This window comes from Acidimicrobiia bacterium, from assembly GCA_035948415.1.
Lineage (GTDB): Bacteria > Actinomycetota > Acidimicrobiia > IMCC26256 > PALSA-555 > PALSA-555.
Genome location: DASZJD010000112.1, coordinates 1 through 12278 on the forward strand (window position 1 = coordinate 1; position 12278 = coordinate 12278).

Below are 12278 nucleotides of genomic sequence, written 5' to 3' on the forward strand. Positions count from 1 at the left end.
CGTCGGCACCGCGTCCAGCCGAGCCGGGTCGATGGGCTCGCCCGTGACCTCGTCGATGCCATAGGTGCCGTCGGCGACGCGGCCGAGGGCGGCGTCGATCTCCTCGAGCTCGGTCTGCAGCGTCTCGAGGATCGAGAGGTCTCCGGTTCGCTGGAGGGTGTCGCTGGCGTTGTCGGCGGGATCGAACACGTTCGGCTGCGCGTCCGCCTCACCCTCGAGCTGACCGAGCCGGGTTCGCAGCTCGTTGGCCAGGCCCTGGACCCTGGCCCGCTCGGCTTCGAGCTGCTGACGCGCACGCTCGAGGTCGACGACCGGGCCGGACGACGCCGCGAGTCCCATAGCGACGCACCTACCCCCACAACGGGTTCGAGAAACGTGGCCCGGGCCGGTGTTGCGTGCGGGCGAGGCGCCGGTCAGGCCCGACGCGCGCACGAGCGTCCCGGGCCGGCACGGTTGCCGATCCGGGAACGGCTCATCGGGCCACGGTCGACGGGGTACTGCCGAGGGAGGTGTGGGAACCCGAGACCGGGGGACGAACCGCGACCTTGGTCGTACCCAGAGCCCGGGGACCGGGATGCCGCGGGCACGATCGCGAACGCGTCGGGATCCGCGGGTCGGCTCGGGGCGGGCTTATCTGAGAGCCTCCGCCTCGGCCGTGATTCCTGCCAGGCCGAGGGTCTCGCTCATCGTGGATGCCCGCGCGAGGAGTCTGGCGGCGCGGTCGGCGTCGCCAGGTGCGCTACGGGCCAGCAGCATGCGGGCGTAGGCGACTTGCGTGGATGCGGTCGCGGGCCGGGCCCCCATGCCGGTGTTGAAGGCGAGGGCGGCCTCGAAGTGGGCCTCGGCTGCTTCCCAACGACGCATGGTGGCGGCGAGCTGACCGAGACTGCGGGCCGCAGAGCCGACGGCCACGACGCTGGGGTTGGCCACGACGTTGTGATGGGCGTACGGCGCAAGCAGGTCATACAAGCGTGGGGCCCGGCGCTCGTCGCCGAGGAACACGCACGCCTCGGTCAGCTGGGAGAGACACACCAGGAGGTAGAACCCGGGCAGGTCGGCGAAGTCGTGGGCCGCGACCCGCTCGAACTCCTGCTGTGCTTCGGGCGCTCGTCCTTCGGCGCAGAGCAGGTCGCACAACGCGCACCGGAGCACCGGCAGGACGGGGTACCGATCGACTTGGGCCCGCAGCGCGCCTTCGAGCTCCCCCAGGCGCCCTTGGTGCCGGCGAACGTTGAGGAGTTGTGCGCCGAGCATGCCGAGCGCCGGCTCCGGCAGCTTCTCCTGACCGATCTCGAAGGCTTCGAAGGCCAGCCGCTCACCGTCGTCGAGCCGCCCCTCGAGGATGGCCCGCATGGCGCGCCGGAGAACCGGGAAGTAGCGGTACTGCGGTGAGCGCAGCTCGCCGCCCAGCTGTTCGAGCACCTCGATCTCCTGATCGACGCCGGTGATGTCGCCCAGCTCGAGGAGTGAGTTGCCGAGGTAGATGTGGGCCCAGTACTCCCGTGGCCGATCGCCGAGCTCGCGGGCCAGGGCCACGAGCTGGTGTTCCGTTTCCAGGTTCTCTTCCACGTAGTCGGGCCCGATGCGGGCCCAATAGAGCGCCTCCAACGCGCCCGCGAGCAGGACCCGGTCGCCGAGTTGCTCGGCGATCGCGAGTGCTCGACTGGCCGAAGGGAGCCTCTCCGCCACCGTGGCGTTGATGTGGAGGGTTCTGGGGATCCGGGCGAGGAGCAGGACGTGCAGGGCCGTCTCGCCGTCACCCAGGGCGTCGAGCGCCTCGCGGAGCAGCTGGGCCGCGGCGTCGACCGCAAGCTCGTCGGCGTATCCGACGGCGAGAAAGGTGGCGTCGTTGTAGCCAAGAGCGGCCCGGGCCAACAGCTCCGACCGTCCGTGACGCGACGCCGACGCGGCCGCCTCCGCGAAGGCCTCTCGGGCCCGCACCGACTCGCCGGCGCCGTAGAGTGCCTCCCCCAGGGCGACCAACAGCTCGGCTCGGGTCGCCTCGTCGCGTGAGTCCTCGAGCTCGACGAGCTGCAGCGCCCGTTCGGTCTGGCTCGCGGCCTCCTCGTAGGCGAGGACCCCCATCGCCCGCTCGGCGGCGTGGCGCGCGTAGCCGATGGCCTTGGCGACGCCTCCGCCCTCGGCTGCCTCGCCGAAGTGATGGGCGAGCTGAGCGAAGTAGGGCCCGAGGTCGGCCGATCGAAGCTCTTCGAGTACCTCGCCGACGCGGCGGTGCACGCGGACGCGGCGGCTCGTCGGGACCTCGTCGTAGAGGGTCTCGCGCACCAGGGCATGGACGAAGCTGTAGCGATCGAGGACGTCGGCGACCTCGGTGATCACCCGGGCGGTCGTCGCCTCCTCCATTGACGCCAGGACGTCGTCTTCGGGGACGCCACTGACGCGCCCGAGCACGTCGAGGTCGAAGTCGCGGCCGACCACGGAGGCCACCTGCAGCAGCCGGTCGGTTGTCTCCGTGAGCCGTGAGAGCCGCCGGCCGATGACCTCGCGCACCCCTTCAGGGATGCCGAGCTGATCGAGGCTGGCGTCATAGGCCCACTGCCCGTCGCGCCGGTGGATCACGCCGGTCTCGGCCAGGTGGCGCAGCACCTGGCCGACGAAGAACGGGTTGCCGTCGGTCTCGGCGTGCACCGCCCGGGCCAGGGCCCGCCCCGGCTCCTCGAGGGTCTGGCCCGCCGTCGCCTCGACGAAGGCCGTGACCCCGTCGGCGTCCAAGCCGTCCAGTGCGAGGCGCTCGACCCCCTCGAGGCGACGCAGATCGGCGAGGGTCTCGGCGAGGGCGTGGGTGCGACCGAGCTCGGTGTCGCGGTACATCCCGACGATCAACACGGCCGACGACTCGAGGTGCGCGACCAGGTGGCGCAACAGCAACAGGGTGGGCTTGGCAGCCCAGTGCAAGTCGTCGAGGACCAACAACACCGGGAGCCGCAACGAGGCGTCGGTCAGCAACCCACTGACCGCCTCAAAGAGCCGGTAGCGCTCGACCTCGGGCTCGGCCTGCAGCGGCGGAGCTGTCCTCGGTAGGCGACGGGGCAACTCCGGTACCAGACGACTGAGCTCGCCCTCGTGCGCTTCCACATGTCTCGCGAGCTCGTCGAGCGGGCAGGTGGCAACGTACGGGCGCAGCGCCTCGGCGAAGGGCTGATACGGGACCCCGAGGTCTTCGTCGCAGCGCCCGTACAAGACGGTGCCCCCCTCGTCATCGACCCGGCGCGCCAGCTCGGCCGCCAGGCGCGTCTTGCCCACGCCGGGCTCTCCCGCCACCATCACGATCCGTGGCGACCCGTCGGTCGCGTGTTTCCACGCGGTGATGAGTGACTCGAGGTCGGCACCCCGGCCGACGAAGAAGCCACCCGCGGCCGTGCGAAGGATGCCGGGGAGCGGAAGTGACGCGCCGGTCGGGCTCTCGGGGGCCTCAGCGAAGGGGGCTGGGAGATCGGGAAGACCCGGAGCCGCGAGTCCCAAGATCCGCTGCGCTCGGGTCAGGCCGGAGAGGACGTGCGATCCGAGTTCGACCAACGCTGATTGGTCCGGGAGGTCGTCTTGTACGAGCTCACCCGTCGACCGCGACACCAGGACCTGGCCGCCGGCGGCCAGACTCCGAATCCGCGCCGCCCGGTTGACCGTCGGACCGTAGTAGTCGCCGTCGCGTTCAAACGCTTCCCCCGTATGCAGCGCCATCCGTACCGACAACGGCGTGGACGCCGGCCAGGCCTCGCCCACCAGTGCCCGCTGGGCGGACAACGCCGCCGTCAGCGCATCAGTCGCCCGGGTGAACACCGAAAAGGTGCTGTCCCCTTCGCCACGCGCCTTCAGCACGGTTCCCCCGTGTGCGTCCACGGCGTCGTGAATCAGGGTGTCATGACGCGCGACCGCTTCAGCCATCGTCTTCGAGTCGCGCTCCCAGAGCGAGGTCGAGCCCACGATGTCGCTGAGCAAAAACGTCACCACCCCGCTCGGGAGCGTCGCGGTAGCGGGAGGACCCGCGAGCCGGGACGGCTGCCAGGCGAGGTCGGGATCCTGGGCTAGCACCGCCCGCTCCGTTGCCTGGAGCTCGGGCCCGGGTTCGATGCCGAGCTCCTGGGCGAGGGTCTCGCGGGCGCGCTGGTAGGCGCGCAGCGCGTCGGCCTGGCGGCCGGACCGGTACAGCGCCATCATCAGCTGGGCCCAGCGGTGCTCGCGGAGCGGCTCGGCGCTCACCATCGCCTCAAGATCGGCGACACACTCGGCGTCGGCTCCACACGCGATCCGGGCGTCCATCGCTTCTTCTTGGCCCCGGCGCCACAGCTCGTCCAGCCGAGCGGTCTCCGCGTCCGCGGGCGCCCACCCGCCCAGCTCCTCGAAGGGCCGCCCGCGCCACTCGGCGAGGGCCGCAGCAAAGATTGGGAGGCTCTCGGCGGGGCCCTCCCGCGCCGCGGTGGCGCGGGCGGCCCGAAGCCCGGACTCGAAGCGGGCCGTATCGACCGTCACGCGCTCACCGAGCGCGTATCCCAGCGGCGTGGTGCGGATGACGGCGGGGCCCAGCGCCTTGCGCAGGCGCAGCACGTGGTTCTGGAGCTGCTTGGTCGCCGAGCGCGGCGGACGGTCACCCCAGAGGGCGTCGACGAGTCGGTCGGTGCTCATCGCCTCGCCGGGGCTCAGGGCCAGCGCCGCGAGCAGGGCCTGTTCGCGGACACCGCCGACGGCGACCGCCCGCCCGTCCTCCAGGACCTGGAGCGGCCCCAGGACCCGAAACTCCACGCCGCCGCACCGTACTCCCAGCCCGACAGACCAAGACCGGACCAGATCCGGACCGGGCCCAGACCAACACGGCGCACGGTCAAGGCCACTCGACGAGAGGAAGGCACCATGAACCAGCGCACCCGACCCATCGTCCCCGCCGTTGCCGTGGCCGTCGCGCTCGGCCTCGGCAGCACCCTGCTGGTGCTGAGCAGCGGCGGTGCCAGCCCAGCCAAACCGGCCCGCGAACCGGCCGCGGCGTGCAAGCCACCGCCGGCATCCTGCGGGCGGGAGTCCCTCGACGGGCTCGCCATCGCCGCGGCGAACGAAGCGGCCCGGCGCATGCTCGAACTGCGGACGACGGGCACCACGACCGTGACGAGCCCGACACCGTGAGACGGGCAACGCAGCTGCCCAGGCCGGGACGACCACCGCGACGTTGCCAACCGCCGATAATTAGATGCGCTGCGGTGGCCGGACACTGCGCAGAGACGGGTGCTCCGATCCCGATCCGGGATCCTGGCGCCGAGCTCGCCCGGCGCTGTCCTACCGCGGCTGAGCCGTGACCGTCTCGGTGTCGCGCCCGGACCGCAGCAGCGTCCCCGGACGCTCGCCGGTCAGCTCGCCCGATCGAACGATCTCGACGCCGTTCACGAGCACCCGGTCGATGCCCTCCGCCCCGGCGTACAGACGTCCGGCGCCAGCGGGCAGATCGTTGCGCCACACCACCGGTGCCGGTGCCACGCGGTCTTCGTCGAAGAGCACGAGGTCGGCGCACCCGCCTTCCGCCACCCGGCCTCGGCCCTTGATGCCGTAGAGCCGGGCCTGCCGGTCGGTGAGGAGGTGCACGGCCTCCTCGAGCGGCATCAGGCCGCGCTCACGGCAGGCGCGCAGCATCGCGGTGCTGTACGAGAACGTCGAGAGCATGTCCAGGTGCGCACCCGCGTCCGACGCCCCGACCACGGCCCGCTCGTCGCGCCAGATGTCGCGACGCAGCTCCCACGAGGCGTCGTCGTTGCCGGCCAGCGGGGGGAGCAGCACGGTGCGGAGCTCGTCGGCCAAGACGACGTCGAGGAGGGCGTCGAAGGGCACCTGGCCCCGCTCGGCGGCGATGTCGCCGACGCGCCGGCCGACGAGACCCTCGTTGGCGGGCGCGAACGTCTCGACGATGGTCATGTTCTCCCACCTGGCCAAGCCGCGCAGCATGCCGGCCTCGTCGGAGGACGCCCGCTCCGCGAGCCGGGCCCGCTCGGCGGGGTCGGCGAGGGCGCGCATCTTCTCGGCCGGCGGCAGCGCCATCGTCTTGTTCCAGCCCGGCAAGGCGTCGAGGACGAAGCCGGCCTTGAACGTCAGGTGCGTGCGCATGACGTCCGGGACGGTCAGGGCGATCACGCGGCCGCCCCGCTCGGCGGCGTAGTCGGAGGCCTGGAGCGCCTGCCACGCCAGCTCGGCCCGCGCTGCGTTCGGCACGAGGACGTTCCAGTTCAGCGGGCGGTCAGCGGCCTCCGACATCCTGGCCATGAGCTCGAGATGCTGCTCCTTGAAGCCCCCGACCGCCGGGATGAACTCGAGGGTCGTGCCCTCGTGCCGGCCCGCCTCGCGCGCCAGCGCGACGAGCTCGTCCGGCGTCGCCGCGCGGGACGGCACCGGGTCGCCGTCGCCGTCGTTGTGGGTGGTCGCCTGCGACGACGAGAAGCCGAGGCCACCGGCGGCGATCGACTCGCCGAGCAGCCGGCTCATCGCGTCCACCTGCTCCGGTCGAGCCTCGTGCCCGACGGCGTCGTCGCCCATCACGACCCGGCGGATGGCACTGTGGCCGACCAGGAAGCCGGCGTTCACGGCGAGCGTCCCGTCGAGCCGGTCGAGGTACTCGCCGAAGGAGCGCCAGTCGTAGGGAACACCGGCGAGCAGGGCCTCGAGGGGCATGCCCTCGACGCGGGCGAGCATGCGGGTGAGGTACTCGACCTCGCTGGGCTCCACCGGCGCGATCGTGAAGCCGCAGTTGCCGCCGACGATGCTGGTCACGCCGTGGAACGGCGACGGCGTCGTCGCCGGGTCCCAGAGGACCTGGGCGTCGTAGTGGGTGTGGATGTCGATGAACCCTGGCGCGACGACCAGCCCGTCGGCGTCGATGGTCCGGGTCGCGTCCTCGTCCACCGCGCCGACGCCGACCACCCGCCCCGATCGGATCCCGACGTCGGCGCGGTGTCGGGGGCCGCCGGTCCCGTCGACCACCTCGCCACCGCGAATGACCACGTCCAGCACGGCGCGCCTCCTCCGAGCGGGTGTCCGAGCCACGTTAGCGTGGCGCCCGATCCGGCCCACCGGCCCGCGGACGGGAAGGCGTCGCCATGGGGACGATCGCGGTGACGGGCTCGGCGGGCGGCATCGGCGGCGCGATCCGACGGCGGATCGAATCGGCCGGGCACGCCGTGGTGGGCGTCGACCTGCGGGACGCCGACGTCCTCGCCGACCTGTCGACCGTGGACGGGCGCGCCGAGGCCGTGCTCGGCGTGCGCGCGGCGGCGCCGGCCGGGCTCGACGGGCTCGTGGTGGCGGCCGGCATCGGCGGGAGCACCAGCGCGCCGCCCTCGAAGGTGGTGCGGATCAACTACTTCGGTGCCGTCGCGCTCCTCGAGGGACTCCACGACGATCTCCTCGCCGGTCAGCTGCGGGGAGCGGTCGCGATCTCCTCGAACTCCGCGACCGCGGTACCGCACCCTGACCTCACGCTCGTCGAGCGGTGCCTCGCGGGGGCCGAGTCGGAGGCGGCGCGGCTCGCGGACACGATGGACGGCGAGGCCGTCTACGCCCTCGGCAAGCTCGCGCTGGCCCGAAAGGTGCGCCGCCTCGCGGTGGACTGGGCACCCCGGGTGCGCGTGAACGCGGTCGCGCCCGGCCCGGTCCTCACTGCGCTCACGAAGGCCGCGCTCGACCACCCGGTGACCGGCGATCTCATCCGGCAGTACCCGGTGCCGCTCGACCGGTGGGGGGAGCCCGAGGAGATCGCCGCTGCGGTCTGGTTCCTGCTGTCCGGCGACGCGGCGTGGATCACCGGCGCCGTGCTCTTCGTCGACGGCGGGACCGACGCGCTGCTGCGCGCCGACGGGATCTGAGGCGAGGGGCTCGTGTCCGCCTTCGAGCTGACCGGCGCCGACGAGGGACGCCACCAGGCCGGCGCCGAGCCGTTGTGGGGCGAGTCGTGGTACCACGACTTCGCGGCCGTCGACGGCTCCTACGGCGGCTACCTCCGCCTCGGCCTCTACCCGAACCTCGGCGTCCTTTGGTACTGGCTGCACCTCGTGCGGCGCGGCGAGCCGCTCGTGCTCATCCGAGACCACGCCGTCCCCTGCCTGGCGCCGGGCGCGCCCCTCGAGGTCACGGGCGACCGGTTCCGCGCCTCGTGGCGCTGCACCGAGCCGCTGCAGGCGTGGCGGATCACGACCGAGGGCACCGGCGTCGCCGTGCGCGACCCGGCGGCCGCGTTCCACGGCGAGGAGGGTCCCGACGTGGACGTGCGGGTCGACCTCGAGTGGCGAGGCGCGGCGCCGACGTTCCCGTACACCGAGACGACGCGGTACGAGCAGGCCGCGTGGGTGGCGGGCGAGGTCGTCGTCGGCGATCAGCGACTCGAGGTCCGGTGCCCCGGCGAGCGCGATCACTCGTGGGGGGTGCGCGACTGGTGGGCGTTCCCGTGGCTCTGGACGGCGGGGCGCCTGGAGGACGGGACGTGGTTCCACGCCGTCCGGTCGCTCGTCGCCGAGGCCGGTGACGCCAACTTCCAGACCGGCTTCGTCGTCGGCCCCGACGGAGCCCTGCGCCCGCTGACCCGCGTCGCGTTCACGCCGCGCCTCGACGACGAGAAGCTCTTGGTGCACGGCGACCTCGAGCTGGCCGACCTCGGTCTCGCCGTCACCGCCGAGCTGCAGGCGCCGGTGCTGCTCGTGGCGCCGGACGGGCGCGAGTCTCGGTTCCCCCGCGCCCTCAGCCGGTTCGAGGCCGCCGACGGCCGGGTCGGTCGCGGGTGGACGGAGCTGAACTGGCCCGACGGCTGGCCGCGCTGACCGCGCTCACATCTTGGCGATGATCCGCGTCGCGAAGTCCTCGCTCGCGGCGAGCTTGGCGTCGAGGGGGGACCGGTAGTCGCGGTCCCCGGACCTCGCGGCCAGCATCCACGGCGCGCAGACCATGTCGGTGACGCCGGCGTCCTCGAAGCGGCGGTACAGGTCCACGTCGGGCGGCGTCCCCAGGGCCAGGTAGATGGTGAAGGGCTCACCGGTCCGGCCGGCCGCCTGCAGCGCCGCCTGGACCTCCCCGAGGTACCGCCAGGCGTCGTCAGGCGGGTACGCGCCCGCCGCCACCCACCCGTCGCCGAGCGTCGCGGCCCGTCGGATCGCCGGCGGGCTGTGGCCGCCGACGTAGATCGGGATGGGACGGCTCGGGGCCGGGTTCATCTGCATCGCCGGCACGTCGTAGCAGGGCCCGTGGTACTCGACCCACCCCGACTGCCAGAGCGCGCGCAGGGCCGGGATCATGTCGTCGAGGCGCCGGCCGCGGGTGTGGAAGTCCTGCCCGGTGGCGTCGAACTCCTCCTTGCACCACCCCACCCCGACGCCGAACCGCACCCGGTCCCCGGAGATGACGGCGGCGGTCCCGACGAGCTTCGCCACCGTCACCAGGTCGCGGGCGGGCGCGATGTACACCCCGCTCGTGAAGGTCAGCGTCTGTGTCACCGCCGCCATCGCCGAGATCAGGCACCAGGTGTCGGGCCAGTCGGCCTCGGGGGACCAGATCGGGGACCCGTCCTCGTACGGCGAGTACGTGTACGGGCTGCGGAGCTCCCGCGGGTAGAAGAGGTGGTCCGACACGTAGACGCCGGCGTAGCCCATCCGGTCGGTGGCCTGACACAGCTCGAGCAGCTGGTCGGTCTCGAGGAACGCGACGGCCTGGTGGAATCGCATCCCGGCCCTCAGGCCGCGTCGTGGACGTGGTCGGGGCGAGGCCGCGGCAGGTCGAGGATGGCCGCGGCGTCGTCGCAGGTCGCGACGGGCCGGCCCGCGTCGGCGCACAGCGCCACCGCGTCGGCCACGAGCTCGCGGTTCGTCGGCGTGCGGGCGCCCGCGAAGTCCTCGAGCCCGACGTGCAGGTGCGCGCCGCGCTCGAGCGCCGCGCGCGCGACCGGGGACGCGAGCAGGTCGCCGCCGATCACCGCCACCGACCACGGCAGGACGCAGCCGTCGAGGAGCTCGCAGTACGCGTCGAGCGCCCGCAACGTCGGGGGCAGCCCGAACGGCGCGCCGCCGCGCTCCGAGCCGGTGGTCGGGTAGCCCTGCTCGCCGCCGAAGTAGAGCTTCACCATGGCGCCCCGCGGCAGCCGCCCGGCGCGGTGCCACACCAGCGCGGTGCGGAGCCACCCCGGCTCGAAGATGGCCATGCTGGGCCCGAGGCGGAGGCGGTGGCACACGTCGGCCTGGTGGCGGATGTCGCCGAAGGAGTTGGCGTACACGAAGCCGGGGGCGGCGGGGAGGTCGTCCTCGCCGACGCCGCCGAGGTTCACCGAGCCCGGATCGATGATGCCGATCCGGAGCTGGCCCGTCGCGGCCAGCGGCTCCAGGTGCGAGTACGCGCCGGTCACCCCCGGCCCGAAGTTCGTGGTCGGGTACAGCAGCGCGTCGGGGCGAGCCGCCAGCACCGGCGCCCACCCCTCCCGGTAGCGGGCGGCCGCCTCCTCGCCGGGCACCATCACGACGTCCACGTGGTTGTGGACGATCGCGGCCCCGGCGTCGAGGCAGTCGAGGGCGTCGCGGGCGATCTCGTGGGGGAGCCGCGGCACGGACGGGTTGCGCGCCTTCGTCGTCGTCCCGTTGATCGCGGCCTCGACGATGACGGCGTCCACCACCGTGCCCCTCCGTTCCCGAAAACTGTAACGTGTTGCAGCCCGGCGGGGGCCGACCGTAGCGTGCCGCGGGCGCCGAGGAAAGAGAAGGCGCGTGCACATCGACCTGACGCCCGAGCAGCGGGCGCTGCAGCGCGAGCTGCGCGACTACTTCGAGCGCCTCATGACCCCCGAGCGGCGGGCCCGGCTCACCGGCGGGGAGGCCGGCGGCCCGGCATACCGGGACGTCGTGCGCCAGATGGGCCGGGACGGATGGCTCGGCGTCGGGTGGCCAGCCGAGTACGGCGGCCAGGGTCGCACCCCGCTCGAGCAGTACCTCTTCTACGACGAGGCGAACCGCGCCGGCGTGCCGCTGCCGCTCGTCACGCTCAACACCGTCGGCCCGACCCTGATGCGCTACGGGGACGCGGACCAGAAGGCGCGCTTCCTCCCCCGGATCCTCGCCGGTGAGCTGCACTTCGCCATCGGCTACAGCGAGCCGGGCGCCGGCACCGACCTGGCCAGCCTCCGGACGCGGGCGGTCCGAGACGGCGACGAGTTCGTGATCAACGGCCAGAAGACGTTCACGACCGGGGCGCACGACGCCGACTGGATCTGGCTCGCCTGCCGCACCGACCCCGACGCGCCGAAGCACCAGGGCATCTCGATCCTCCTCGTGCCGACGGACACGCCGGGGTTCAAGCACACGCCGATCTGGGTCCTCGGCGGCGGCCACACCAACGCCACCTTCTACGAGGACGTGCGGGTGCCGGCCCGGAACCTCGTGGGCACCGAGAACGAGGGCTGGAAGCTCATCACCCGCCAGCTGAACCACGAGCGCGTGGCGCTCGGGCCCGCCGGTCGCCTGACGCGCCATCTCGACTCGGTGCGGCGGTGGGCCCAGGACACGAGGCTGGCGGACGGCCGCCGGGTCGTCGACCAGGAGTGGGTCCAGGTGACGCTGGCGCGCGTCCACGCCGTCGCCGAGGCGCTGAAGCTCGCCAACTGGCGGGTCGCCAGCGACCTGGCTGCCGGCGCGCTGAACCCCGCTAACGCCTCGTCGATGAAGGTGCTCGGCACCGAGGAGCAGACCCGGTGCCTCCGCCAGCTCATGGACGTCGTCGGCCCCGCCGGGTACCTCGTCGACGGCGCCCCGGGCGCGGTCCTCCGGGGCCAGCTCGAGCAGGCCTACCGCCAGGCCCCGGTCGGCACCTTCGGCGGCGGCGTGAACGAGGTCCAGCGCGAGATCATCCAGGTGGCCGGCCTGGGCCTGCCCCGCGCCCCTCGCTAGCTCGACCGGCGGCCCCGGCCGCCGGCTGAGCCGGTCTCGCCCTCGCCGTCGGCCGTCCTCGCCCTGGCCTCGGGCGGCCCGCCGCGCAATACTGTGGGGAATGGCGTTTCCCGAAACGGCAACCCTCGATCCCTGGCGGGACCGGGCCCTGGCCCGCTCGCTCGAGCCGGCTCGGGCTCGCTCGGCCGACCGCCTCGAGCGGCTCGTGGTCGCCGCTCGCGACCTCGCCAACGAGACCGGCAGCGCCTCGTTCACGGTGGCCCAGGTCGCAGCGCGCGCCGGCGTGTCCCTGAAGGTCGTCTACCGGTACTTCGCCAGCAAGGACGACCTGCTCGTGGCGCTGCTCGAGGAGGACAGCCGCATCGGCGCCGCCCT

General features: G+C 73.2%; 10 protein-coding genes. 5 read left to right on the forward strand and 5 right to left on the reverse strand.

The window, feature by feature from the left end; translation table 11 throughout:
• Window positions 1-339, reverse strand: a 339-nt coding sequence (locus tag VG869_15535) for a hypothetical protein (GenBank protein ID HEV3452596.1), incomplete at its 3' end; no start/stop codon positions are given.
• 291 nt (window positions 340-630) lie between these two features.
• The gene (locus VG869_15540) at window positions 631-4758 is read right to left on the reverse strand and encodes a BTAD domain-containing putative transcriptional regulator (GenBank protein ID HEV3452597.1); all 4128 of its coding nucleotides are present in this window, start codon (window positions 4756-4758) and stop codon (window positions 631-633) included.
• 108 nt (window positions 4759-4866) lie between these two features.
• On the opposite strand from VG869_15540, the gene VG869_15545 reads away from it, so the two are divergent.
• On the forward strand, window positions 4867-5133 hold the full coding sequence (locus VG869_15545; protein ID HEV3452598.1) for a hypothetical protein: 267 nt from the start codon (window positions 4867-4869) through the stop codon (window positions 5131-5133).
• 150 nt (window positions 5134-5283) lie between these two features.
• Here VG869_15545 and VG869_15550 read toward each other — a convergent pair whose 3' ends face one another.
• A complete protein-coding gene (locus tag VG869_15550) occupies window positions 5284-7002 on the reverse strand; it encodes an amidohydrolase family protein (GenBank protein HEV3452599.1) in 1719 nt (572 codons plus the stop codon).
• An 86-nt stretch (window positions 7003-7088) separates the two neighbouring features.
• On the opposite strand from VG869_15550, the gene VG869_15555 reads away from it, so the two are divergent.
• On the forward strand, window positions 7089-7853 hold the full coding sequence (locus tag VG869_15555; GenBank protein HEV3452600.1) for an SDR family oxidoreductase: 765 nt from the start codon (window positions 7089-7091) through the stop codon (window positions 7851-7853).
• Between the two features lie 12 nt (window positions 7854-7865).
• Window positions 7866-8801 carry a hypothetical protein gene (locus tag VG869_15560; GenBank protein HEV3452601.1) on the forward strand — a complete coding sequence of 312 codons (936 nt, stop codon included), beginning with the start codon at window positions 7866-7868 and terminating at the stop codon, window positions 8799-8801.
• Window positions 8802-8807: 6 nt separating this feature from the next.
• On the opposite strand, the gene VG869_15565 is transcribed toward VG869_15560, so the two are convergent.
• Together VG869_15565 and VG869_15570 are read right to left on the reverse strand one after the other, a co-directional pair.
• The gene (locus VG869_15565) at window positions 8808-9698 is read right to left on the reverse strand and encodes a TIGR03619 family F420-dependent LLM class oxidoreductase (protein HEV3452602.1); all 891 of its coding nucleotides are present in this window, start codon (window positions 9696-9698) and stop codon (window positions 8808-8810) included.
• Between the two features lie 8 nt (window positions 9699-9706).
• The gene (locus VG869_15570; GenBank protein HEV3452603.1) at window positions 9707-10633 is read right to left on the reverse strand and encodes a 3-keto-5-aminohexanoate cleavage protein; all 927 of its coding nucleotides are present in this window, start codon (window positions 10631-10633) and stop codon (window positions 9707-9709) included.
• 94 nt (window positions 10634-10727) lie between these two features.
• On the opposite strand from VG869_15570, the gene VG869_15575 reads away from it, so the two are divergent.
• Together VG869_15575 and VG869_15580 are read left to right on the forward strand one after the other, a co-directional pair.
• Window positions 10728-11903 (forward strand): acyl-CoA dehydrogenase family protein, encoded by a 1176-nt coding sequence (locus VG869_15575; protein HEV3452604.1) that lies wholly within the window; start codon window positions 10728-10730, stop codon window positions 11901-11903.
• A gap of 100 nt (window positions 11904-12003) precedes the next feature.
• Window positions 12004-12278, forward strand: a 275-nt coding sequence (locus VG869_15580) for a helix-turn-helix domain-containing protein (protein HEV3452605.1), incomplete at its 3' end; no start/stop codon positions are given.

Excerpts from the sequence above, each read along its gene's own strand:
- VG869_15565 (HEV3452602.1), bottom strand. The coding sequence starts at position 9,698 with ATGCGATTCCACCAGGCCGTCGCGTTCCTCGAGACCGACCAGCTGCTC.
- VG869_15555 (HEV3452600.1), top strand. The coding sequence starts at position 7,089 with ATGGGGACGATCGCGGTGACGGGCTCGGCGGGCGGCATCGGCGGCGCG.
- VG869_15545 (HEV3452598.1), top strand. The coding sequence starts at position 4,867 with ATGAACCAGCGCACCCGACCCATCGTCCCCGCCGTTGCCGTGGCCGTC.